Annotated in this window: 23 protein-coding genes and 1 tRNA gene; 17 read left to right on the top strand and 7 right to left on the bottom strand. The window is 63.7% G+C overall.

Annotated features, from left to right (window positions below):
- Nucleotides 1–26: 26 nt before the first annotated feature.
- The 3 genes from QNM97_RS06540 to trhO form a co-directional block, all read right to left on the bottom strand.
- Complete coding sequence (locus QNM97_RS06540; RefSeq protein WP_283822074.1) at nt 27–1,133, bottom strand: N-acetylmuramoyl-L-alanine amidase; 1,107 nt, start codon at nt 1,131–1,133, stop codon at nt 27–29.
- Between the two features lie 223 nt (nt 1,134–1,356).
- Nucleotides 1,357–2,499, bottom strand: a complete 1,143-nt coding sequence (locus tag QNM97_RS06535; RefSeq protein WP_283822073.1) for a CobW family GTP-binding protein — start codon at nt 2,497–2,499, stop codon at nt 1,357–1,359.
- Nucleotides 2,496–3,392, bottom strand: coding sequence for an oxygen-dependent tRNA uridine(34) hydroxylase TrhO (gene trhO / locus QNM97_RS06530; RefSeq protein WP_283822072.1), 897 nt, complete (start codon nt 3,390–3,392; stop codon nt 2,496–2,498). Before trhO ends, QNM97_RS06535 begins: the two co-directional genes overlap by 4 nt.
- 34 nt (nt 3,393–3,426) lie before the next feature.
- Between trhO and QNM97_RS06525 the strand changes: the two genes are divergently transcribed.
- The 11 genes from QNM97_RS06525 to QNM97_RS06475 all read left to right on the top strand — a co-directional run bounded on the left by QNM97_RS06525 (nt 3,427) and on the right by QNM97_RS06475 (nt 11,963).
- Complete coding sequence (locus QNM97_RS06525; RefSeq protein WP_283822071.1) at nt 3,427–4,185, top strand: hypothetical protein; 759 nt, start codon at nt 3,427–3,429, stop codon at nt 4,183–4,185.
- A gap of 185 nt (nt 4,186–4,370) precedes the next feature.
- A complete protein-coding gene (locus QNM97_RS06520; RefSeq protein ID WP_283823115.1) occupies nt 4,371–4,715 on the top strand; it encodes a histone-like nucleoid-structuring protein Lsr2 in 345 nt (114 codons plus the stop codon).
- A gap of 101 nt (nt 4,716–4,816) precedes the next feature.
- Nucleotides 4,817–5,617, top strand: a complete 801-nt coding sequence (locus tag QNM97_RS06515; protein ID WP_502874995.1) for a DsbA family protein — start codon at nt 4,817–4,819, stop codon at nt 5,615–5,617.
- Between the two features lie 106 nt (nt 5,618–5,723).
- A tRNA-Ala gene (locus tag QNM97_RS06510) sits at nt 5,724–5,796 on the top strand.
- Between the two features lie 788 nt (nt 5,797–6,584).
- Nucleotides 6,585–7,301, top strand: a complete 717-nt coding sequence (locus tag QNM97_RS06505) for a hypothetical protein (RefSeq protein WP_283822070.1) — start codon at nt 6,585–6,587, stop codon at nt 7,299–7,301.
- Nucleotides 7,302–7,470: 169 nt separating this feature from the next.
- On the top strand, nt 7,471–7,842 hold the full coding sequence (locus QNM97_RS06500) for an SCO4402 family protein (RefSeq protein WP_283822069.1): 372 nt from the start codon (nt 7,471–7,473) through the stop codon (nt 7,840–7,842).
- A 591-nt stretch (nt 7,843–8,433) separates the two neighbouring features.
- Nucleotides 8,434–8,787 (top strand): Imm8 family immunity protein, encoded by a 354-nt coding sequence (locus tag QNM97_RS06495; protein WP_283822068.1) that lies wholly within the window; start codon nt 8,434–8,436, stop codon nt 8,785–8,787.
- A 166-nt stretch (nt 8,788–8,953) separates the two neighbouring features.
- On the top strand, nt 8,954–9,673 hold the full coding sequence (locus tag QNM97_RS06490) for a hypothetical protein (protein ID WP_283822067.1): 720 nt from the start codon (nt 8,954–8,956) through the stop codon (nt 9,671–9,673).
- A complete protein-coding gene (locus QNM97_RS06485) occupies nt 9,670–10,242 on the top strand; it encodes a hypothetical protein (protein WP_283822066.1) in 573 nt (190 codons plus the stop codon). Before QNM97_RS06490 ends, QNM97_RS06485 begins: the two co-directional genes overlap by 4 nt.
- 100 nt (nt 10,243–10,342) lie before the next feature.
- Nucleotides 10,343–10,873, top strand: coding sequence for a hypothetical protein (locus QNM97_RS06480; RefSeq protein WP_283822065.1), 531 nt, complete (start codon nt 10,343–10,345; stop codon nt 10,871–10,873).
- Nucleotides 10,874–11,474: 601 nt separating this feature from the next.
- A complete protein-coding gene (locus QNM97_RS06475) occupies nt 11,475–11,963 on the top strand; it encodes a hypothetical protein (protein WP_283822064.1) in 489 nt (162 codons plus the stop codon).
- Nucleotides 11,964–12,840: 877 nt separating this feature from the next.
- Here QNM97_RS06475 and QNM97_RS06470 read toward each other — a convergent pair.
- The 3 genes from QNM97_RS06470 to erm form a co-directional block, all read right to left on the bottom strand.
- Nucleotides 12,841–13,296, bottom strand: coding sequence for an SRPBCC family protein (locus tag QNM97_RS06470; RefSeq protein WP_283822063.1), 456 nt, complete (start codon nt 13,294–13,296; stop codon nt 12,841–12,843).
- Between the two features lie 69 nt (nt 13,297–13,365).
- Nucleotides 13,366–14,802 carry an LLM class flavin-dependent oxidoreductase gene (locus QNM97_RS06465; protein WP_283822062.1) on the bottom strand — a complete coding sequence of 479 codons (1,437 nt, stop codon included), beginning with the start codon at nt 14,800–14,802 and terminating at the stop codon, nt 13,366–13,368.
- A gap of 216 nt (nt 14,803–15,018) precedes the next feature.
- Nucleotides 15,019–15,774 carry a 23S ribosomal RNA methyltransferase Erm gene (gene erm, locus QNM97_RS06460; RefSeq protein ID WP_283823113.1) on the bottom strand — a complete coding sequence of 252 codons (756 nt, stop codon included), beginning with the start codon at nt 15,772–15,774 and terminating at the stop codon, nt 15,019–15,021.
- Between the two features lie 317 nt (nt 15,775–16,091).
- Here erm and QNM97_RS06455 point away from each other — a divergent pair, with 317 nt between their 5' ends.
- A complete protein-coding gene (locus tag QNM97_RS06455) occupies nt 16,092–16,676 on the top strand; it encodes a DUF1707 SHOCT-like domain-containing protein (RefSeq protein ID WP_283822061.1) in 585 nt (194 codons plus the stop codon).
- Between the two features lie 42 nt (nt 16,677–16,718).
- Here QNM97_RS06455 and QNM97_RS06450 read toward each other — a convergent pair whose 3' ends face one another.
- Nucleotides 16,719–17,507, bottom strand: a complete 789-nt coding sequence (locus QNM97_RS06450; RefSeq protein ID WP_283822060.1) for an alpha/beta fold hydrolase — start codon at nt 17,505–17,507, stop codon at nt 16,719–16,721.
- 211 nt (nt 17,508–17,718) lie between these two features.
- Between QNM97_RS06450 and QNM97_RS06445 the strand changes: the two genes are divergently transcribed.
- The 5 genes from QNM97_RS06445 to QNM97_RS06425 all read left to right on the top strand — a co-directional run bounded on the left by QNM97_RS06445 (nt 17,719) and on the right by QNM97_RS06425 (nt 22,905).
- Nucleotides 17,719–18,873, top strand: coding sequence for an aminotransferase-like domain-containing protein (locus QNM97_RS06445; protein WP_283822059.1), 1,155 nt, complete (start codon nt 17,719–17,721; stop codon nt 18,871–18,873).
- A gap of 67 nt (nt 18,874–18,940) precedes the next feature.
- Nucleotides 18,941–19,885: a hypothetical protein gene (locus QNM97_RS06440; RefSeq protein WP_283822058.1), complete on the top strand. Its 945-nt coding sequence runs from the start codon at nt 18,941–18,943 to the stop codon at nt 19,883–19,885.
- A gap of 40 nt (nt 19,886–19,925) precedes the next feature.
- The gene (locus tag QNM97_RS06435; protein ID WP_283822057.1) at nt 19,926–20,879 is read left to right on the top strand and encodes a hypothetical protein; all 954 of its coding nucleotides are present in this window, start codon (nt 19,926–19,928) and stop codon (nt 20,877–20,879) included.
- Nucleotides 20,876–22,276: an adenylosuccinate synthetase gene (locus tag QNM97_RS06430; RefSeq protein ID WP_283822056.1), complete on the top strand. Its 1,401-nt coding sequence runs from the start codon at nt 20,876–20,878 to the stop codon at nt 22,274–22,276. The genes QNM97_RS06435 and QNM97_RS06430 overlap by 4 nt, the downstream gene beginning before the upstream one ends.
- Nucleotides 22,249–22,905, top strand: coding sequence for an NUDIX hydrolase (locus QNM97_RS06425; RefSeq protein WP_283822055.1), 657 nt, complete (start codon nt 22,249–22,251; stop codon nt 22,903–22,905). Before QNM97_RS06430 ends, QNM97_RS06425 begins: the two co-directional genes overlap by 28 nt.
- Nucleotides 22,906–23,117: the final 212 nt, after the last annotated feature.

Raw genomic sequence — 23,117 nt, 5'->3', positions numbered from 1 at the left:
GACCCTAATCCGACTGTCGAGGACACTCAGCCGATCGGTAGCTTTCCGTCGAACAGGCCGTAGACGATCTCGAGCATCGCGTTGAGCACCTGCGCCGACGCGTCCTGCCCCTCGGTCAGCATCAACCGCATGATCTCCGCGGGATCCTTGGTGCCGAGCAGTTGCTGGATGAACGGCAGGACCGCCGACAGTTCGGCGTCATCACCGGACTGCGGGGTCGTCGTTCCCGGCGTCGTGGCACCCGGGGTCGTCGTACCGGGAGTCGTGCCAGGTGTGGTGGCACCGGGGTTGCTGACGCCGGGGATCGTGGCGGCCGCAGAGCCCTTGACGTAGTTGATGATCCCGTCGGTGATGGCCATCGAGTACTTGACCTGACCGTCACGGGCGGCCAGCGCCGCGGCCTCCTGCGGGTTGGAGAGGTTGCCCATTTCGATGAAGACGGCCGGGACCTTGGTGAGGTTCACTGCCGCGATATCCGAGCGGGTCTGGATTCCGTCGTTCACCCCGGCGTAATTGGCGGCCGGGAAGCCCGCCTTGAGGAAGGCGTCACGCATGATCGTCGACGCCTTGCGGCCTTCGCCGCCCTGTACCTGATTGACCGTCGCATCCGGGATCGGCAGCGTCGGCACGATCATGTGGAAGCCCTTTTTGGTCGTATCCGTACCGGTGGTGGTCGAATCCGCGTGCAGGCTGACCGCGATGGCCGCTCCCGACCGGCTCGCCGCGGCAGCGCGCTCGTCGACGCATCCGCCCCAGCCGGTGTCGTCGGGTCGGCTCAGCACCACCCGCGCACCCTGACTCTCGAGTCCGGCCTTCACCAGCTGCGCGACGTCCCAGTTGACGGTGTGCTCGGCCACGCCGTTCACTCCGGTCGCGCCGGTCGTCTGGCAGTCCTTGGTGCCGCCGCGTCCGTCGGGAACCTGCTTGGCCAGGTCGTGGCCGGCCGCGCCGCCCTGATGGCCGGGGTCGAGGAAGATCGTCTTGCCCGCAAGGCTGGTGCCCGTGGGCGGTGCGGCCGATGCGGGTGCACTTCCGGTGGTGGCGGTGAGCACCGCCGACCCCGTCAGCAGGGCGACGGCCGCAGCCGTGATCGCGAGTCGCGCTCGCGATCCTCGTCTCCGGGCGATCGACATGTTCGCACATCCTCAGCGTCGTCGTTTCGGTCGTCGCCACCCCAAGTCAAAGCAGCAACACTGGCCACAATAGCCACAGCTTTCACACAGTCAAACAGTCGCGGATGAGATGCGGAAATCGGTGACCTGGGCAGATCGGATTCGTTAGCCAGCTGTGACGTGACGGGCACGGGATCGAGACACGGAGGTCAGCCCAGCCTGGGCGACCCGGGGTCGGCGCAGGTCAGCGCGCGGGCAGGTGTCGGGTGATGTGCAGGATGCCGTGCTCGTCGTCGGCGGTGGCGTCGTCGGCGACGGCCGCGGTCAAGACGCTGAGGACCTCGTCACGGTCGATCCCCGTTCCGATCGCGACGATGCTGGTCTGCCTGACCTGGCCGGCCCACGAGTCGCGACGCACCTCGACGAAGCCGCCGACCCCGTGCACGATGTGGCGCTGCCGATGCCCCGGCAGGTCGAAGTGCGCGACTCCTTTGATCCGATAGCAACCGACCGGCGGCCGCTCGAGGAATCGCGCGAGCCGGCGCGGGTCCATCGGCGCGGTCGAGGTGAACTCGACCGAGGTGAACTCGTCATGCAGGTGTCGGTGACAGTGTTCCCCCGGCCCGTGCTCGTGGTCATGGTCGTGCTCATCAGCGGTGCCGCAATCCAGGGGTTCGGAGTCACGGGGTCCGGGATCATGAAACAGCGCATCGAGGGTGAGCTGCACCGGTCCTGCGTCGTCGCCGGCACTGTCCGATGCGTCGGCATCCGGCGCGACGACCGGATCGAACAGCATCGCCGGGTCGACCCGGGCGTCGATCACCGAGATCTGTGCCGCAGTCGGATTGAGCTCACGCAGAACCATCCTGATGTCGTCGAGTGCGTCGGGCTCGACGAGGTCGATCTTGTTGATCACCACCAGATCGGCGACGGCGATGTGCAGGTCGATCTCCGGGTGCTCGTGTCGGGTGCGGGCGAACATCGCCGCATCGACGACGTAGACCAGTCCCCCGTACCGCATCCGGGGATCGTTGGAGCCGGTGACCATGCGGATCAGTGCTCGTGGTTCGGCGATGCCGCTGGCCTCGATGACGATGGCGTCGATACGGGCCGACGGCCGCAGAAGAGTCGACAGCGCGGCGTCGAGTCCGTCTCGGTCGACCGAGCAGCACATGCACCCGTTGGCGAGACTCACCGCACCGTCGGCCTGCCCGGCGACCAACATGGCGTCGATGTTCACCGCTCCGAAGTCGTTGACCAACACCCCGATTCGCGCGCCGACGGAACCATCGCGACCGCCCTCCCGCAGCAGGTGATTGAGCAGCGTTGTCTTGCCCGACCCGAGGAATCCGGCGACCACGACGACGGGAACGCCTACCCGACTCATCGCGGCGTCACCGACGGTGAGGGATCACCCGACCCGGTGACACCCGCGGCGGCGAGACAGTCGGCGCAGATGACCGCGAGGTCCCGACCGAGCCGATCGGGATGGTTGGCCACATTGCTTGTCGCCGATCCGCATTCGACGCAGGCCGCGATCACGTCGGGATGGTCGGAGAACGCGACGTTCATCCGGTTGTCGAACACGTAGAGCGAGCCCTGCCAGAGTCCGTCGTCACCGAACTCCTCGCCGTAGCGAACGATCCCGCCATCGAGCTGATAGACCTCCTCGAATCCGCGGTTGCGCATGAGCGCGGTGAGCACCTCGCACCGCACCCCGCCGGTGCAGTAGGTGACCACCGGACGGTTCTTGAGGTGGTCGTAGGCGCCGCTGTCGAGCAGCGGCACGAAGTCGCGGGTGGTCTCCACCGGCGGGGTGAGCGCGCCGGCGAATCTGCCGATTTCCGATTCGATGCGGTTGCGGCCGTCGAGGAAGACGACGTCGTCGCCACGCTGCTCGACGAGTTGATGCAGATCGCGGGGGGTCAGCCGGTCTCCGCCACCGATCACGCCGGACTCGTCGACCTTCAGTTCCTCAGGCGCGCCGAAGGTGACGATCTCCGGTCGCACGCGCACCGACAACCGCGGGAAGTCGTCGCCGGCGCCCTCCGACCACTTGATGTCGGCTTGGGCGAACGGGGGGTATTCGCGGGTGGCCCTGACGTACCGTTTCACTGCGGCGAGGTCTCCGCCGACGGTGCTGTTGATGCCGTGCCGTGACAGGATGATCCTGCCGCGCAACCCGAGAGAGGAACACACGGCCTGCTGCCACAGCCGGATCGACTCAGGGTCGGGCAACGGGGTGAACACGTAGAACAGGACGATCTTGGGGGTCGACACAGTGCAAGGGTACGGATCGCGATGGTCGCGCCGCGTGTCGATATCACTGGCCGCGATCGGGATCGTCCTCCTCGGCGCCGGAGTGACAGCATGCTCGCTGTCGGGCGGCAACGGTCCGTCCCAGATCGTGCTGCCGCCGACCGATCAGCTGACCACCGAGTCCGATGTTCCGAGCACGTCGACGACGACCGCCTCGATCACCAACACCGCCACCGAATTACCGGATTGGAGTATCGGCCGAGTGGTCTCGCTCGCACCACGCGCCGATAGTTCCAATTATCACGACGGTGCCACCGGCTCGACGGATCCGCTGCAAGAAACGTCGGGATTTCACTTCTCCACCCCCGACCGCAACCTCAGTTGTTCCACCGGCACCAATGGGCGGGCCACCTTGGCATGCCGCATCAACAACGCAGCTGCGAACGGCACTCCCCCGGCATCGGAGCCATCGAGCTGTCAATGGGCAGCAAACCTGATCACCCTGAGCGCCGACGGCCCCACTCACGGCGCCTGCTCCAACGAGTATCCGGTGCTGTATCGCAGTTCGATTGTCGACTTCGGGACGACGATTGCCGTCGGTCGATTCCAGTGTCTGGTCTCCCCGTCGGGCACGTATTGCCTCGAGTCGACCTCCGATACCGGATTCGCGGTCACCTCAACGGGTTATCGCAAGATCTACGCGAACGAGCGCGCACCGCAGTCGCTGCTCGGGCTCGACGACACTGACTCCACCGACGCCGGCGGCACTCCGTCCGACACTGATGAGCCGTCGAATCCCGCACCACCAAGCTGAGGATTCCTTCACGTTTTTCGCCGATTTTCGGGGTCTGTTGAGTGAGTGATTCTTTCAGGTTTCTCTTATTCGATTCCGGCTACCATACGGCTACGCCCCCCCACATTCTGGGCAGTGCCGACATTTCGGTGACGCCCGGCAGCCGTCATTCAGGGCGGGCAGAAGTGAAGGCTCTGGAGGTCCACATGGCAAAGGTTCAATCGGTCGAGATCGTCGACGACATCGACGGCAAGATTCTCGACGAATACGAGACCGTTCGTTGGTCGATCGACGGCAAGGATTACGAGTTCGACACCTCGGCACGCCACGCTCAGCAATTCCGCGACGCGGTGGCCCGATACATCGAGGTGTCGCGCACCGCTGGTTCGGCCCGCAAGCCGGCCGCCAAGCGCGCCACGAGCAGCGCGGGCACCCGCAGCAAAGAGCAGACGCAGGCCATCCGCAAGTGGGCAACCAAGAACGGGTTCGAGGTCAGCGACCGGGGCCGTATCCCGGCCAACGTGCTCGAGGCCTTCGAAGCGGCTCACTGACCCACCCTCTGCCACCGTGCAGCGACGCCTGCCGACGCTCGACGCGGCCCTGGCCGAACGCTCGGCTCGCTCGTTGGTGACCACCCGTTACAGTCGAGTGCGTGACTGAGCGGCGCAAGACCTCGAACGCCTCGCGCGCGAAGCCCTCGGCCGCGTCGTCGCGGAAATCCGCCACCTCGACGCCGTCCGGCCATCAGCCCCGGTCGACCTCCAGCAAGGCGACCTATGTGCTTGTCGGCGTCGCTGTGGTGGCAGTGGCGGCGCTGGTCATCCTCGGCTTCGTCTGGAACGCGAACAAGAAGGACCTGGGGCCGGTCAGCGACACCGTGCTCAACGAGAACGCCGCGCTGATCGTGGGTGAACCCGCCGCGCCGACCACCATCGATGTTTTCGAGGACTTCCTCTGTCCGGTGTGCCAGCAGTTCGAGAAGCAGTCCGGCCAGCCGATCATCGATGCCGTCAATTCCGGCAAGCTCCGGGTGCGCTATCACATGCTGACGTTCCTCAACTCGAGGTCGGCGTCGGGTGACTACTCCGAACGCGCCGCGGGCGCCCTGCAATGCGTCGGTGACGCCAAGGACCCGGCGCTGTTCTTCCGATTCCACACCACGCTGTTCGTCGATCAGCCCAAGGAGAACGGCGACTCCGACCACTCCAACACCCAGCTGGCGCAAATCGCCGCCGCGCAGGGAGCCGCTCCCCCGACGCAACAGTGCATCGCCACCGGCGCCAAGCTCGCCGAGGCAAAGCAGGCTGCAGCACAGTCGCGCACTCAACTCGAGAAGGCCATGGAAACCACGGCAGTGGGCACCCCGACGGTGTTGCTGAACGGAGAGCCGGTCAACGGGATCACCGACGGACCGGGGTGGCTGACGGCCATTCTGACCAAGGAGACCGAGTGAACCACTGCCCTCCGAGACCGCGACGCTGACAAGGCGATTTGTTTACCGTTCACGCGATGGTGTAACTTCGCCAGTGCCCATTTCGAGGGGCGAGAGAACAGAATACGGGGCTATGGCGCAGCTGGTAGCGCACCACACTGGCAGTGTGGGGGTCAGGGGTTCGAGTCCCCTTAGCTCCACTCGAGAGAAGCCTCTCCGACTTCGGTCGGAGAGGTTTCTTCGTTTCAGGGGTGAGCTCGGGCGCGATCAGATGTGCCCCCGTGGCTTCGCCTGAAGAGGGTTGCGCCCTTCTCGATGACGTCGAGGTTCGAGCGGGCTTCGGTGGGGTGATTCTGCGGCTTGTATCTGGGCCGGCCGGCGGGATCGACCTCGTCGATGTCGAGCGGAGTGCCGTTGAGGTCGCCGGCGAGGATGCTGGGTCGACGTGTTCCGCGATGCGGGCTGTCTACTCCATACGGCTCGTGGCGGGCCGATCGTAGGCGGCTCCCAGGTGATCGGCGGCCAGCGGGCTCTCCGTGGCTCCTGCCACCCTTGCCTGACCGATTCCGGTGTCCCCATTCTTGGGGATTGTTTCCGGTCCGGAATTCTCGTGTGTCGCTGCGACCAGCACACTTGCAGGATCAAAGAAGCCGATGACGATCTTTAGGTTGCCGAATCCCGTGAGTCGTGTTTGGGTATTCGAGAGCAGTTCAGAATCCGGCATCACCGTTTTGTTGAGATGCACTTATGTGGTCAGGGGTCAGGGTGGACGACAGCATTCGAGTGCGTCGACACGGGGACTACCGGTCGACGTCGTGCGGTGGCGCCGGCGTGCTCGGCACTCGCGGTGGCAGCGTCGATGATCGGAGCGGGAGTCTGGTGCCGCGCCGAGATTTCTTTGCCGATCAGGCGACAAGCCGCTCTGCCACTTCCCAGAGACTGGCGACCATGACGGAAAGGTGCCACCGTGACGAGAGGTGACACCGCGATGACCCACTACCTGCTTGACGGCCGGTTCGCCCCGATAACGTGGACGATCGGCTTCTTCAAAGCGCCTACTGCCACGGTAGCCCATGCACTTGAAGACTGGCGAGTCGAACTCTACGGAAGACGCAACGTGGAGTCCGTTGTCGTCGGCGGCGGTCTAAGTGCCATGCTCACTCAAGTGGAACCCCTCGTCCGGGGATACACTCCCCCCGAACTTCTCGTACCCACTCGCAACACCGAATGGACAGCATACTTCGCCGGAGGCTTCAGCGGCGCCGACGAGGCGCCGATCGGCGTTCTCGCTCGTGAAATTCCCTGCGAGGCGGTTATGGTGCATCTCGTTCCGGAGTGCAAGCCTTCGGACCCAAGTCGCCGCCCGAATGGGGGGCGTTCGATTGTGCTGATGGCTGATCATCAGACGGACTGGTTGAACTACGTCCGATCTGTTTGGGTGGGGCAGGATGGCAACCGTTGGTCCTTCGAGCAGCAAGGCGACCCGTTGCCCTTCGAAGATGTGTCTGCGTATCAGAGGCGCAGGGTGAAGGATCGTTTCACCGAGGACATGCTCGTGGATTTTTCTGCGAACCTCGGACAGTATCCCATGGACGAACAGTCCTACAGTCAACAGGGCGTATTGTTGAGAACCCGACTAGAAGCCAAAGCCAGTGCATACTCCATGACTTTGGCGGAAGCCCGCGCCCATTTTGACCTGGAATAGAACTTGGGTAGGAATACTCGAATTTTGCGTTGCGGAATCATCTACTCCGCGAACTCATGACGGACGACGAGATACCCCGATATATCGGATAAATCCAACTGCCCAATTACGATAGGTGACGCGAGCTGCCGGTCGCCGTCGGCAGTCAACGGAAGCGATGGGACACTCCATGACAGTGCGCTACCCAGAAATGCGGGGCCGCGTGCGAGATGCGGTGGAGATGATTGCGTACGCCTGCGATACCGACTACTGGCGCCACGAGAAGCACTACACGTCGTATCCTCCTTCGTTGTGTATTGAAATACTCTACGATGTAGACGTAGTATTTCCAGACCCGGAATACTTGGTTGGCGCTGCCATTTACGGTGACGAAGTGACAGCCTTTAAACATCTACTCCTAGAATACGATCCGGTGGTGGAGGCCTACGATGCAAACGACGGCGCTGGACACGTTCGCGACCCGCGGTGGCCGGCAGTCGAGGTAGCGGCCCGGGACGTACTTCGACAAATGTCAATGAACGACAGAAAGCGAACGCCATGAATACGATTCTCGACAGGGAAAAGCACGATCACAACACCACCGTTCGGTCGACAATTCCTCGCTCTACCGAGCCGGCAACTGGTAATCAAGCAAACTGATCAGGGGCTCCTCGATGACGGACAATCCCGACCACGCCGAGCAGCTAGACTTTATTCAACAAATGGCTCGCCGGTTTAGACCGATTCATGACGCATTTCTCAATCGAAAGGAAGAGTTCGAAGAAGATGCTCTCGACGTACCGGTTTACATGATCCTTGCAGACACTGCATCCTGGATCGATAGGAACGTGGAGACTGATCCGGCAGGTGTATCCGAAGTACTCTCTGCTTTCGACTCTGCGTATTCAGAAACAACCTCACGATCCGCGCTCTGATCGGCATGGGTTTAGTTGAGAGCCTTCCGAGAGCATCAAACGAACGAGGCCGGAAAGTACGGGAACTCGCCGGACACAACATCAAGAGACTCATGGACGCGTGTTCCAGGAGTGGAGCTGTATTTGAGAAGGACTTGCACTAGCTAGTCGATGAATTATCCAGATGATCTAGAAGTTCCGGAGAGAAAGTGCGCCTAAATTTCAACGGAGGATGACGGTTGAAGGCAGAAATAAAGGGTTGGTATAGCACGGATGTCGACGTCACTACTTATCAGTCCCAAGAACCCGATAGAGATGCCGTTTGGGTGCGGATTCTGTGCGGCCCGTCTGGCGAGCCCGGCGAGGAGTCTTTCGACATCCTCGTGTGCACTCCCGACTCGCTGAAGCCGGAGCTTGAGACCGACCGCCCACTGATTGGCCGACATATCCTGCTGCAGAGTCGGCTCGACCTCGCTGCCGCGTACAAGTTCGTCGATGAGTACGTCGGTGGCGTCGAAGGGGAAACCTGGACTGAAGTGGCCGAAATGATTGCCCGCGTCGGCAAGTGGGAGTTCGAGGACTACCGCGCTTAGGCAATTCGGGAGCTTCGGCGGGCGACCGGCTATCTGGCGTTCGCCGCTGAGTACAGTTGCTCACTTGGTCACTAGAAGACTGGGAGCGTCAATTGCGAAGGGACTGAGAGAAAGTGGATACCGAGGATGACTTATGCCGGGTGTAGGAGCGAGAGGCTGGCGGGAGTTGGCTTCCGGCGCTGCGGAGATTCTGGGTGAGGAGTGGGTGCTCGCGGGCAAGGGCGCCTCGACGCGGTTGGTCCGGGCGCCCGTTGGCTGGTGGCTGCAGTTCGTCGGCTACGAAGACACTCGTCTGGGCAGACTCATCGCATATAACACATTCCTCGGGCGGCCGCCGCAGGCCTCGCAATCGGGTGACGGGCCGCCCACGATTAGCGATCACTTCATCATGCCGAACGACAGTTACCCGCGATCGTTTGAAGATATGCAGACCCCTCAGATGGTTGCCGAATGGGTCACGGCTGTGACGCATGAGTGCTTTTCGCGGCGCACTAATGACCTGCCGGTGCAAATGAACGAGCTGGAGGACGTCCGAGTTTCTTGGGAATCTTCGGACATCGACCCCTTTGAAGGTGCGGCGCTGCAATGGCTGGTGTCGATGCGGGTGGTGTGCGGTTCGCGTTCTCGTGACGACTTGATCGACGATATCGATGCGGTATTAGCTGATCCTTTCCTCGAGGCGAGTAAGCCGTACGCGTCCACGCGAAAGAATCCGCGTACCTATCAGGAGTACTTCACCGCTCTGCGGGGTGCGGTGGCCAGTGGTGATCGAGGTGCGGTTGAGTCGGTGGTCCGGGAGGCCCGCACCGATAGCTTGCGGTTGCTGGGAGTTCCGGATGCGGCGATCGGTGATGTGGTGTTCCCGGAACCGCAGGTGTCGCTATGAGTACCTACGGCACCGTCGTCATCGCCGATGTCCCGGATCAGGATGCGGCGCAGCAGCTATCCGATCAGTTCCGCGAGGTGTTGGGCCGTGCGTTCACTCGGCGTACTCATCTGCCGTTCCCGATGCGTAACCCGCTCGATGACACCGAGGTCGAGGTGGAGGCCGGTGACTCGTCGGTTCGGGTGACGCTGCTGGTCAACGGGGCGGTCGCGGCAGGCGATGCCGCGGAGGTGTTCACGGGTGTGGGCGCTGGGCGGGCGGTGATGTGCGAGGACGGCGACGAATGGGGGGTCACGGTATCGGGCTGGCGATTGACCGACGGTGAGGCTGAATGTGTTTACTGGGCCTACCTGCCGGCCGACGACGGCGCGGTCGACGAGCAGGCAGCCGGCCGGGTGGTGACGGGTCCAACGGCTGCTACCAGACTGGCTGAGCTGTTCAGCGTGGACCCGGATCCGGTCCGAACGCTCGATGCTGACCCCACTCCGATCACGGACGGCATCGGCTACATCGCCGACCCGTTCCTGCCGTGGCTGCACAACCTCGATCTCGACTGGCCGGAATTCTGACCTTATCCCGAGTGCAGTACTCCAGCACCGGGAATCGTCTCGCTGACGGAACAGACGGGCCACGGAAACGCTCTATCGAGAACGGAACCGATTCACTACGATGGAGAATATCCTCAATATAGTTGATTCCTATCAGACGCCAATCACTACAAGGCTCGGCGGTGAACGACGCCGCCACGATCCGGCGTACTCCTACGATTCGGTCACGGACTATGGGCCGCCCGCCACCGAGGAGTTGATCGACGCGGTCTGGTCGGGAACCGATTTGCCGAAGGCGGTACGGGACCTTTGGCTGACCGCTGAATGGATACGCCTTTATTACGCCGAATGGAATGCGGGCTTGATCATATTTTCGCCTTCCGAAAGCTATGATGTGAGTTCGGCGTTCGCGGCGGAGAACGAGGACGCGCCGGATGACTACTACGAGCCGGGTGATGTGATTGTCGGCAAGTTTCAATCGCTAGACGAAGCGCTTGTCTATTCGCCGGGTCGAGGCTGGGTTGTATCAGATCCGTACGATCCTCGACGCTACTGGCCGCATTTGGGAGAGGACCTGTCGACGTTCTTGGAGGCATATCGTGATTCGCTGGGTAAGTCGAGTGACTGGCAGAGCCAGTTCCGGAGAGACTAAACGTGAACGTCACCGGGTAGACATTGTGCCGGATATAGCTTAATTGAGATGTTCAAGGCTCCCCTCTGCAATGAGCAGGCGGTCCCCGTCGGGGAAGTCCACTGACACCAGATCGCCCATGCCGCCAGAAAACTCTGCCCCACTGTCCGGCGCCGACCAGACGCGGTGCCCACGTTCGAAGCGCGATCCACCGGTAGCAGGAACTGGCGCCGTGCGTGCGCTACGACACTGCTCAGGCATGGTCCCCCCGTCGTCGGTGCGGTCGCTCCAGCATGCCATGAAGTGGAGCATGCCTGCAGTCCCCGAGACCCCTTCGAGGAAGATGAGTTCGACGTATCGTTGTACTTGATCCTTGCAGACACTGCGTCTTGTCCTACTGACGACGAACGCCCACACAACCGTCAGAGCGCGGTCAATTCGTGGGAGATCAGGTACCAGCTAGAACTTCCGGAGAGAAAAGAGCACCCGAATGTCAACGGAGGATGACAATTGAAAGCTAAAATAGAGAGTTGATATATCACGAATGTCGACGTCGCTACTTATTGTGGCAATTTCAATCATAATTCAGCGAATTAGACAGATGTCGGGAGGTTAGCAAGTCATGGCGACGGGAGTGCTGAAGAATATTCCAGGTCAAGATGCTATCCGCTTCCTCAGGGCAATGTGTGAAGTTTTTCAAGTTGGTGATTACAAACAAATACAGCGGGGACTCGCAGAATTCGCTGACCGGGCCGATCGACCTCAGCTACTCGTGGCAGCCGCCACCATGGGGATAAGCGTGATGCACATTCGTCTCAATAACACACCCTCCGCGGTCAAGATTGCAGCTATCTGCGGAGTCTGCTACCCGCGAGTTAAGCAGATTACCGGATGCACTAACGACTATCTATATGATCGGTTGTGCCAGCTCCTTAAGATAGAAGGTGTGCAGCCTCCTTCGGTGGACGGAGGTGGAGATAGACGTCCGGAGTACGATATTCTAATTCCAGTCTCAATGCTATTCCTTTTGGCAAATCCTGAAGACGAGGCACTGTGGGGGGAGCTTGAGGGCCTGGTTCAGCAAGTTGTGAACGATCAGAGTGGAGAATGAATCTTGACTAGGGCCGAGAGTTGGGAGGCAGCATTATCATGCGTGAACTTAGCTACAGAATCAATACGGCGCAAGGGTGCTCTCGATCATGTGCTCAAGCAGACCGAGTCGATACTCAGGCATGACGAAGGCGCCGTGGAGGCTCTTAGCTTCATATTAGGCAGGCGATTTGCAACGATAGTCGACTACGTAAGCTACTTTGCGGACGACAGTTTTCCTCGTTCGAGGGCGGACGAGCTCGACGTTGCTCAAACAATTGTGGAGGCAATGTGGCCTCGTTTGAGGCTGTTTAGCGAATTTCTCACTAGAGGTCAAGTTGACGATTTTGTACTAGAATTGTTTTCAGGCAGCCTTGACACTCATCATAACGGCGGTCGCGATCAACGGCGACTCGCTCTAATTCTGGGCTGCGCATGGTGTTTGCTAGATCCGTTTGACGGTCTCGAAGGACTACACGGTGATTACCTAGGCAGTCAAGGCGCGTAATCGAAACTAGGCGACGATGTCTCAGTGAGGGCAGCAGGAACGGCGACGTACGTTCGATACGACGCTGCCGGTCCTCCCGTCATCGGTGTAGTCACTGCAGCATGTCATATGGCGGTGCACAGCTAACGGGGCACTGAGTCCCCCTGACCAGACAATCCCGCCAGCCGTGGCTGCACAACCTTGATCTCGACTGGCCGGAGTTCTGACCCCGATTGCGATATTTCAGCGCCCGGAGTCGTCTCGCGGACGGAACAACCGGGTTCACGAAAATACTCGATACATGGAGTAGCACCCCCGGAGCTCCACCTCCGGACAAGCCCCTCCGACTTCGGTCGGGGCTTGCTCGTATTCAGTGCGAACTCGGGCGCGATCGGATCAATTGGCCCCTGTGTCAACGTTGCGCATTCACGATCTCGGCGAACTTGGGCAGCAGCGTCCGGTTCCAAGACCGTTCGATTCCGTTGCGCGCAAACCTCTGATAACGGTCCTCGGTATCGAAACCGCTCATCTGCCAGAACAATCGAGCGCCGCGGCCATGGGCCACCAGTCGGTAGTCCATCATCCATCGCAGCGGCGGCTTCCCACGGAGGTCGGTCCAGCTGTACGCAAGGTGGTGAGGTTCGTCAGCCATGACGACCTGGCAAGCCATCTCGGCATCCGGTTTGTCCGGAACCGCCACTTGAACAATGAAGGTTGTCCCGGCCACCGGCTCAAAGCCGATTGTGGGCGCCAGCCACTCGCCGATGAGGTCCGGCCGTGTCAGGACGCGCCAGGCAACCTCGGGAGAACGCTCGACGAACACGCCGAGGTCGATCATCGACGGGTCCGGCTCCGAAACATCGAACACGACACAACCGTAGGTGCCTCGGCCCGGTCGGCGCCAGGTCCCCGAATCAGCGAATAGCGTGCGCCTACTTCAGTGGTGCATCGGGTTGCGGCCCCAGACCAGCCGGCGCTCGTAACCGTCAGCCGACCAACACCCTCTCCTCCCCCCCCCCCCCCCCCCCCCCCCGATATCGGCCGGGAGATCCTCGTGGGCGTCGCCGAGCCCGAGATGCTCGCGCAGGGTCGCTCCCTCGTATGCGCGTCGGAACAGTCCGCGGCGCTGCAATTCGGGCACCACGTAGTCGACGAAGTCGTTGAACGTTCCCGGTGTCTGAGCACTGGACACGATGAACCCGTCGGCCTCTCCCCCGGTGAAGGACGCCTCGATCTGGTCGGCCACATCGGTGGCGGTACCCACGAACTGCGGCAGCAGCACGCCCAGGGCGTAGAGCTTGCCGATATCGCGCAGCGTCAGGCTGTCGCGGTGGCTGAGCCTGCGTGCAACCTCGAACAGGCCCTGCGTGCCGCTCACCCTCACGTCCTCGACGGGTGCGTCGAGATCGTACTCCGAGAAGTCGTGGTCGGTGTGCACCGACAGCGTGATCAGACCGGAGATCGGGTCGGCGAGCTCGTTGTGGAATGCCTGCTTCTCGCGGGCGATCGACTCGGTCTCGCCGATGAACGGGATGAACGACGGGAACACCTTCACGTGGTCGGGATTGCGCCCGAAGTTCACGACGCGCGATTTCACGTCGTCGTAGTAGGCGCGCCGACCCTCCGGGGTCGGATCGATCTCGAAGATCGCCTCGGCCCACCGGGCGGCGAAGTTCTTACCCGTCTCCGACGATCCCGCCTGGATCAAGACCGGTCGATGTTGCGGCGAGCGCGGCTGATTGAGCGGTCCGCGGGTGCGGTAGTGCTCGCCGATGTGGTCGACGGGATGGATCTTGGTCGGGTCCGCCCACACGCCGGTCGCCTTGTCGGCGGTCACCGCGTCGGCGTCCCAGCTCGACCACAGTTTGATGGCCGTCGAGACGAACTCCTCGGCTCGTGCGTAGCGCTCCTCATGGTCGACGTGCGCGTCATGACCGAAGTTGCGGGCCTCTGCCTGCGTCAACGATGTGACGATGTTCCACGCGATCCGGCCCCGCGTCAGATGATCGAGCGAGCCGAAGACTCGCGCCAGCTCATACGGGTGAAAGTACGTGGCGGACTTGGTAACCGCGATCCCAAGTCGGCTGGTGACCGCGGCCAGCGACGCAGCGACAAGGCTGGGATCGATCGTCGCAGCAGCCTGCGTACCGCGACGGAACGGTTCGGACTGATCACCGCCGAAGCGGTCCGGCGCGGCCAGGAGATCGGCGAAAAACGCGAAGTCGAACTTACCGCGCTCCAGGATGCGCCCCACCCGATGGTAGTGCTCGGGTCCGAAATAGTCGGTCTCCGAACCGGGATGACGCCACGCCGCATGCGAATGGGTGACGGGCGAGGCGATCAGGAAGCCGCCGAGATGCAGCTGTCGGGTCATGGGGAGTCCTTGTGCGTCGAAAGCGATTACGCGCCCCAGTCAATCGATCAGCCCCGACTGCGCCCAGGTTTGCGATCTAAGTGATCGCATCGACCAACCTGGCTGCACCTGCGGGTCGTACCTGCGAGACGACAAGATGGAGGCTCGCCACCGAGGAGTCACCGACGGCGGCGGCGCCTGTCCAACACCTCAACGCGCGTACCGGCGAAGCCCGGATCAACGCCTGCCGACCGAGTTCCATAGCGAAACCCACTGCGCGACATCGAGGTCCCGCGGCAAAGCGTTCGGGGGGATCAACGCTGCGCGCAGCTCGCCGGCAACCTCGCGACCACCGCCGCGGCGGCGCAGAATGGCCGCAAGGCCACGACCCCGGCCGGTGAGGACGTCACCAACGAACCGTTCGTAACGACGTCGGTCGCTGGGATCGATCAGCGGCCGGCGGCGGCGTGCGATGGTGAGGATTCCGCCGTCGACGGTGCGTGCCGGACGAAAAGCGCGGGCCAGAACACGGCCGTGCAGCGCGAAGTCGAACCACGGCGCCGCCTGCGCCGTCATCATGGAGGCACCCCCGATGCCCGCGCGGCGTCGTGCCACCTCCCACTGCACCAACAGAACGGCGTCGGTCCAGGTGTTGTTGCCGAGAAGTCTGCGCAGGATGGCGGTGGTCAGATGGAACGGAATGTTGCCCACGACCACCGGCGCGTCGATGACGTGGCTGAGCACATCGGCATGCTGCGCGCGGATGTGCGGAAACCGTTGCTGCAGAGACTGTATGAGGTGGGCGTCGATGTCGATGGCGGTCAGCGGCCGGTCGAGGGCGGCCAGATGAGCGGTGAGCGCGCCACCGCCTGAGCCGATTTCGAGGATGGGCCCGTGGGTGATGTCGACGAGACCGACGATGCGTTGAATGGTTGGCTGGTGGACGAGGAAGTTTTTTCCGAGTTCATGGCGTCCGCCATGAGATGAGGAGATGGGCACGGTGCGCTCCAGCGTGGATCGTGACGTGAAGCACCCCGGCAGCGGCGGATGAGCCGCACACGACGATGATCTCGCGGCCGAGGTGCATGGACATCTCGGTCGACGGCGCGAGAAAAAGATGATGAGTCGTCGCGCCGTCAGGCGAGACGCAGCCGACCCATGTTCGTGTTGAGCGCCGACGACGGCGCGCTGTTCAGCGTTCCCATGGCGGCGATGATAGTCGCCTACGGGCACCGCCCGCGACAGGTTTGTGCCGCGGCATGGGCCGGATGTACCGGCAGGCCAGTGCCCGCCACCCCTACCATGTGACCATGGGCGAAACCGACAAAGACGATATCTTGGTGGGCCATCCCGAGCGAGAGCGGGCTATCGGCCTCCTCAACGACGCCTTCTCGTCGGGGTATCTCGACGTCGCAGCCTTCGAGGAACGCTCGGGCGCGGTGTATTCGGCACGCAACCGCGGCGAGCTCCGTGCGACCGTCGACGGGCTGCCCACTGCGGCGGTGCTGTTCCCCGACGAGCAGACGACCGCCCCGGAGTCATTCGCGATGACTGCTCCGATGCAGCTCGACGCGAACTGGGAGACCGTGCGCCGCAAGGGCGTCTGGGAGGTACCGCCACGCATCCTCGTCACCGGGTCGATGGGTACGGCCGATCTCGATTTCACCAGCGCCGTCTTCCTTGGGCCGGCCCTCGACCTGGAGGTGCAGGTGTCGGCCACGAACGTGAAGCTCAAGCTGGGGCGCAATCAAGAGATCCGCTATCCGGACCTATCGAGGTCGGGATGGTCGTCGATCAAGGACAAGGCCGGATCACCGTCGCAGCTTGGCGGACCGATCATCACCGTGTCCGGATCGATCTCGGGGATGTCCGGCCTCTACGTCAAGCGTGCGTGAATTCGCCAGGCCTGCCTGCGAAAAGAGGCGTCGAAGTCCCACTCAGGCGCCGAGGAACCCAGCGACGGCCATCCGCGCGCGTGGCGAACTCATCACGGTGACGTGGCCGCAGCGCGGGACCATCAGCAACGTGCTGTGCGGAATGAGTCGCGCTGTCTCGGAGAACAATTCGGCGTCGTAGAAGCGGTCTCGACGGCCACCGACGATGAGGGTGCGGGCCTTGATCGTCGGCGCCTTCGCGAGGTCGAAGCCGTCCTCGGCGCGAATCGTGGTCACGAGATCCGCAGCGGCCGCGTCGTCCATCATGCGGTGCGCCCCCAGCCATCCCGCGCCATAGGCCAGCGTCCGCGTGCCGCGCGGCACCAGATCGGCGACCGTCATCGCCATCGCCCGCCGATTCTCGCCACGTTCGACGAGGTCGCCGACAGTTGCCTGGAACTCTCGCGTCGATGCGCTGAGCCGGCAGCCGGTGCTGACGAGGATCAGCCGGTCAACGAGATCGGGGTGGTCGGCGGCGAGTTGCTGCGCGATGCTGCCGCCGGTTGATTCGCCCAAGACCTCCGCCGGCCCATCGAGGTGATCGCGTAGCGACTCGGCGAGGTCGTCGGCCATCTCACTCATCGTCATCGGCGACCGGAGGCCGGGACGACGGTTGATGACGATCAACTGTCGACCGGTGACCTCGCGTAGCGGCGCACACGAGCCCCGGACAAAGCCATCGCCGGTGATCCCCGTGGACGGGGTCAGTCCGGTGAGTACCACCAGCGGTGGGCCCGAGCCGATGACGGCGGCGGGATACTGACCGATGAGTTCTCTGGTGAAGGAGGCCATGACAGATGACAATAGGCCTCGAAGGTTCGCGTGCGCTGTGAGGTTGCTTCGAGCCGAGACCGCGACGGACACTGGCGCTTCCCATATGTTGGAATATGTATTTCATCATTTGGATTCCACGCGCTACCGTCTGGTCAGGCATCGAACCCTGGATGCCGATTCGGTGACCACCCGCATCACTTCCCCATCCGCCCTCCGGAAGTGATGTCCCATGTCTGCCTTGACCATTCCCCCATCGCGCGCCCTCGAGTCGATCCGCGGGTCGGCCATCCGAGATCTCCTCGCGGTCACCGAACGGCCCGGTGTGCTCAGCCTCGCGGGCGGTTTGCCTGCCACCGACCTCATCCCCACCGCACGGATCGCGGTTGCGGCGCAGCGCGCGATCGCCGACGCTTCGGCGCTCCAATACACGGCGAGCACCGGCGTTGCGCGGTGCCGCGAGGCCATCGCCCACCTGCAGTGCGCCGCTCCCGAGCAGATCCTCATCACCCATGGTTCACAGCAGGCACTCTCGCTGCTGGCACAGGCGCTCGTCGATCCCGGATCAACGGTCGTCGTCGACGATCCGGTGTATGTGGGTGCACTGCAAAGCTTTCAAGCCGTGTGCGCCCGGATTGTCGCCCTACCCATCACCGGCGCCGGCACCGACGTCGCCGAGCTCGAGACACGGCTTCGGTCCGGGCTACGGCCCCGGATTGTGCACACGGTCAGCAACTTTCACAATCCGTCAGGCGTCACCGCGAGCGCGCATACCCGCATACGACTCGCTGAACTCGCCGATCAGTACGGTTTTCTCGTGATCGAGGACGACCCCTATGGTGCGTTACGATTCACCGGCGACCCGATCGCCCCGATCCCCGGCGATCGGGTCATCCGACTCGGCAGCGCGTCGAAGATCCTCGCACCGGCGTTGCGGGTGGGCTGGATGCAGGCAACGCCGTCGATCGTCGGCATGGTCGAGCGCCTGCGTCAGAGTGCCGACCTCTGCGGCTCGGCGTTCAGTCAACTGATGACCGCCGACCTGCTCAGCGACACCGGGTGGCTCGCCGACCACGTGGATCGCCTGTGCGCGCAGTACCGGGTTCGGGCAACCGCGCTGACCGATGCACTCGACCGCCATCTCGGGGGCCGGATCGACTGGCGCCCACCGGAGGGCGGGATGTTCTGCTGGGCGCGCCTGCACGATGTCGATACCTCCAACCTCCTGCCTGCCGCCGTCGACCAGGGCGTCGCCTTCGTGCCGGGACGTGCGTTCGCCGTCTCCGACGATCTCGGCGAGTACCTGCGACTGAGTTTCGCGACGCTGCCACCGGCGGAACTCGACGAGGGCGTCCGACGACTCGCGGCGGCGCTGGACCACCTCTGACCGTCTATGGTCGGCTGTTCGACCGACACCGTTGCGTCCTGGTTATTACTCGTTTAGAGTAAAAGACATGAACGAGTACGACCCCTTCGAGATCGTCCGGCTGATCGAGAACGCCCGCCGACCCGGCGACGTGTTCGCGGGAACACCGACCGATCCGTCCGCCCAGCGCGCGGCACGCCGCCGTCACCGCGCCTTACTCGCCGCGGTACACCCCGACCGCGCGACGATCCTCGGACTGTCGCCAGAGGTTGCCCGCGACGCCGCACTGACCCTCAACGCGCTGTATTGCGCCTGGTGCGAGACGGTGACGGCTGCGTCGGGCACCGGTGACACCACGGCATTCGTGACCGGGGCGACCACCCACGTTCTGCGCGAACGCCTCTGGGTCACCGACCAGATGAGCGCGTATCGCACCGACGACCCCGATATCCGTGTCGAGATCGGGCGCATCGCCGGCGTCGCGAGTGTGATTGCGCTGCCGACGGTCGCCGCCCATCTGGCCGGCCACGGTATGCGGGCTTTCGCGCCGAGCGTCATCGACACCGCCGTCACCGACGGCCATCCCTGGGTCGCCTACCGGGTACCCGCCGGAATGGTCTGCCTGGACGAGGTGCACGCGTCGTATCCCGCCGGACTCGACGGCCGCGACTGGGCGTGGATGGTGCGCCGCATCGTCATGACCCTTGCCGCTGCCGGCCGTCCGCACGGCAACCTCGGCGTCCACTCCGTTCTGATCCATCCCGACGAACACGGTGTCGTGTTGACAGGGTGGACCGGCCCCGACACCACCGGGAACGGCAGCCTGCCGGCACGCGACGGGAACGCCGTGGCACGGCTGTTCGGCGTCATGCTGGGCGACTGCTGTCCTCGACAGCGAGCATTCGCCTGTGCTGCCGAGACTCTCGACCCGGAAACCTGGCTACACGAATACGACCTGTTGTTGTCGGCGCTCTACGGTCCGCGCCGATTCCGGCCGTTCACGCTGCCGAGACCACAGCCGATGACGGCGTGACAGCCACCTCCACATCTTCACCACCAGAAAGGAATCCATCATGGGACAGGGATATTGGGACACCAGCGCATTTCGCAGCGCCGCGGCCGCCCGCCGGGCAGCCGGCGCCGACGACTTCGGTTACTCGGCCCGGATGCGTGAGACGCCACGTCACCTGCGCGTCGCGGCGCCCTCACTCAACGCCTACGGCGTCACCACACGCGAGTCACGTGACAGCATCGACCACCCCCGGTCGACCCCGATCGTCGTCCTCTTCGATGTCACGGGCTCGATGGGCCGCGTGCCGATCACCGTCCAGAAACGTCTCGGCGATCTGCTCGGTCTGCTGACCCGCGGCGGCTACGTCGACGATCCCCAGATCATGGTCGGAGCCATCGGCGACGACCAATTCGATGTCGTGCCACTACAGATCGGCCAATTCGAGTCCGACAACCGCATCGACGAACAGCTGCGCGACATCTACCTCGAGGGCGGCGGCGGAGGCGACAAGCGTGAGGGGTACGCACTGGCCGCGTACTTCCTGGCCACTCGGGTCGTCACCGATGCCTGGGACCGGCGCGGCCGCAAGGGCCACGTGTTCTTCATCGGCGACGAGATGAACAAGGATGTGCTCTACGCGGATTCCGTACGCCGGTTCATCGGCGACGACATCGGTGAGGATCGTGACGTCGCCGACGTCTATCGAGAATTGGCTCAGCGCTTCCACATTCACTACATCCTGCCGAATCTGACCAGCTACTACGACGATCCGCAGATCGAGGACCACTGGCGGGCCATCGTCGGCGAGCGATTCCTCAAGCTCGACGATCCCGACGGGGTCGCCGATCTGATCGCGCTGACCATCGGGGTGATGGAGAACGCCATCACCGTCGAGGAGGGCATGGCCGATCTGCGTGATGCCGGTGCTGCCGCGGCACCCGCGGTCGGGAAGGCATTGGCGCAGGTGACTCCCCGTCCGATCACCGGGACCGGCACGTTGCCGGCGGACCTGTGAGAACCACGACGGCGTCGACCACGGCCGCGCCCGGTGCAGAGATCCTGCCCGGGCGCGCGCCCGGCGCTCCCGTCATCGTCGTCGGTCTCGGGTACGGCGATGAGGCCAAGGGAGCGACCGTGGACTTCTTGGCGTCGATGATCCCCGACACCACTGCGGTGGTGCGGTTTTCCGGTGGCGCACAGGCCGCCCACAACGTGTGCCACGGCAGCCGGCACCACACCTTCCGGCAGTTCGGGTCGGCGAGTTTCCTCGACGTGCGTACCCTGCTCGCCGCCCCGATGATGGTCAATCCCCTGCGGTTGGCGCAGGAGGCGGCGGAACTGGCCGACGCCGGTATCCGCAACCCGTTCGGATTGCTCACCGCCGACGCCCGCTGCCAGGTCACCACACCGCTGCACATCGCCATGAATCGCGCCCGAGAAGCGCTGCGTGGCAACGCTCGTCATGGTTCCACCGGTGAGGGTATCGGTGAGACCACCGCCTACGCATTGGCAGTGGAGTCCGGTGCCCGGCGGGGGCAGCGGGTCGGCAACTTCGTGATGCATGCCGACGCTCCGGATGCAGCTGTGCCCACTCTCGGCCTGCTCCGTGATCGCCGAGCAACGATCCGTGCCCTCGACGCGCTGGCGGCCTACGCACGGCCGCTGTTGGCGGCCGCACCCGAAGCCGAGGCGCCCGTCGAGTCGGTTACCGACATCGCCGACACGCTGTGTGAGATCGCCGATTCGATTCGCGTCGTCGACGACATGCCCGCCTACCTGAACGCGACGATCGATGCCGGTACCACCATTTTCGAGGGATCGCAGGGAGCGCTCCTCGACGAATGGCACGGCTTTCACCCGCACACCACGTGGTCCACGGTCGTGCCCGGGCCGCTCGTGCAGTGGCTGCGAAGCACCGGCCACCGTCCGTACGTTCTGGGTACGACGCGGTGTTACGCAACACGTCACGGGTACGGTCCGATGCCCACCGAGAGCGACGATGTCGTGTTACCCGACGTCCACAATCGTGAGGGACGCTACCAGGGTGCCTGGCGGACAGGACATCTCGACATTCCCGCGCTCCGCTATGCCGCGGCCGTGGCGGGTGTGCTCGACGGTGTTGCGGTCTCGCACCTCGATGTCCTCGGCACCGCAGGCCTTTGCGTCGCAGACACCTGGGACGGTGATCCGACTCCGCTGGCAGCCACGCGCGGGAGCGACCTCACCGCACTCGCGCGGCTGACCGAGATCGCCGCGCACGCCACGCCGGATCTCCGACAGCTTCCGGCTGACGCCGATGGGGTGGCACAGTTGATCTCGCAGGCGACGGGGGCGCCCGTCGTGATCCGCGCGACCGGGCCTGCCCGGACCGACAGGAGTATCACGTGGCCCAGCCCGAGCCCGGCATTCTGAGTGTCGTCAGCGTCGACGTGGTCGCGCTGACCTACGACCCCCAGGCCCGCGCGGTGCTCGTCGCCACCCATCGCCGCACGACCGAACCGCATCTCGGCGAACGAGCCCTCCCCGGCGTCGTCGTGTATAGCGGTGAGCGCCTCACCGATGCGGCCACACGAGCTCTTAGAAAACTCGGCATCAACGAGCAGCCATCGGCGATCGGTCAACTACAGACCTTCGACGAGCCCAGTCGAGATCCACGCGGACCGTCACTGTCGGTGGCCATGTGGGCAACCTTCTGGGACTCGGCAGACATCCGGACGGAGCAGGCGGTGTGGACACCCATAGACAGCGACCGCCCGCCCGCGTTCGATCACGCAGAGATGATCACCGCCACCCGGTCCATCCTTGCCGAGAAACTGTGGCGTGACCTCACTTTCACGCGTGGCCTGACCGGCCCGCAGTTCACCGCCACCGACGCCGTCACGATCACCCGCTCACTCACCGGCGCAGAGGTGCACCGCGCCAACCTCAATCGCGACCTCGCCCGGATCACCATGCTCACCGAAGCAGGTGTCGCGCCCGCCGCCGGCGGTCGTCCACCCAAGATCTGGCGGTGGTCCCCGATCCCGACCGACTCCCCTTGATCGAGAGTTCCTTCCCCCGATGGTCGAGCACTTCCATCATTCGACGCCCGCCCCTTCCCCGATGGTCGAGCGTTTCCATCACCCGACGATCGCCCCTATCCCCGGTGGTCGAGGTGCGAGCCGCATGCGGCGAGCCTCGAGACCGCCTGTGCCGGTGCTGGTTGCAGCTCGGCTGGTGGTGCGGATACCTGTCGGCGAGCGGGGTCTCGAGG

Origin of the sequence: Gordonia sp. L191 (assembly GCF_030077625.1) — a bacterium.
Taxonomy (GTDB): domain Bacteria; phylum Actinomycetota; class Actinomycetes; order Mycobacteriales; family Mycobacteriaceae; genus Gordonia; species Gordonia polyisoprenivorans_A.
Note: the sequence above shows the minus strand (reverse complement) of the source record. Positions and strands in the feature narration are given on the sequence as shown.

Excerpts from the sequence above, each read along its gene's own strand:
- QNM97_RS06540 (WP_283822074.1), bottom strand. The coding sequence starts at position 1,133 with ATGTCGATCGCCCGGAGACGAGGATCGCGAGCGCGACTCGCGATCACG.
- QNM97_RS06535 (WP_283822073.1), bottom strand. The coding sequence starts at position 2,499 with ATGAGTCGGGTAGGCGTTCCCGTCGTCGTGGTCGCCGGATTCCTCGGG.
- QNM97_RS06520 (WP_283823115.1), top strand. The coding sequence starts at position 4,371 with ATGGCAAAGGTTCAATCGGTCGAGATCGTCGACGACATCGACGGCAAG.
- QNM97_RS06505 (WP_283822070.1), top strand. The coding sequence starts at position 6,585 with ATGACCCACTACCTGCTTGACGGCCGGTTCGCCCCGATAACGTGGACG.
- QNM97_RS06500 (WP_283822069.1), top strand. The coding sequence starts at position 7,471 with ATGACAGTGCGCTACCCAGAAATGCGGGGCCGCGTGCGAGATGCGGTG.
- QNM97_RS06485 (WP_283822066.1), top strand. The coding sequence starts at position 9,670 with ATGAGTACCTACGGCACCGTCGTCATCGCCGATGTCCCGGATCAGGAT.
- QNM97_RS06480 (WP_283822065.1), top strand. The coding sequence starts at position 10,343 with ATGGAGAATATCCTCAATATAGTTGATTCCTATCAGACGCCAATCACT.
- QNM97_RS06475 (WP_283822064.1), top strand. The coding sequence starts at position 11,475 with ATGGCGACGGGAGTGCTGAAGAATATTCCAGGTCAAGATGCTATCCGC.
- QNM97_RS06465 (WP_283822062.1), bottom strand. The coding sequence starts at position 14,802 with ATGACCCGACAGCTGCATCTCGGCGGCTTCCTGATCGCCTCGCCCGTC.
- QNM97_RS06455 (WP_283822061.1), top strand. The coding sequence starts at position 16,092 with ATGGGCGAAACCGACAAAGACGATATCTTGGTGGGCCATCCCGAGCGA.
- QNM97_RS06450 (WP_283822060.1), bottom strand. The coding sequence starts at position 17,507 with ATGGCCTCCTTCACCAGAGAACTCATCGGTCAGTATCCCGCCGCCGTC.
- QNM97_RS06445 (WP_283822059.1), top strand. The coding sequence starts at position 17,719 with ATGTCTGCCTTGACCATTCCCCCATCGCGCGCCCTCGAGTCGATCCGC.
- QNM97_RS06440 (WP_283822058.1), top strand. The coding sequence starts at position 18,941 with ATGAACGAGTACGACCCCTTCGAGATCGTCCGGCTGATCGAGAACGCC.
- QNM97_RS06435 (WP_283822057.1), top strand. The coding sequence starts at position 19,926 with ATGGGACAGGGATATTGGGACACCAGCGCATTTCGCAGCGCCGCGGCC.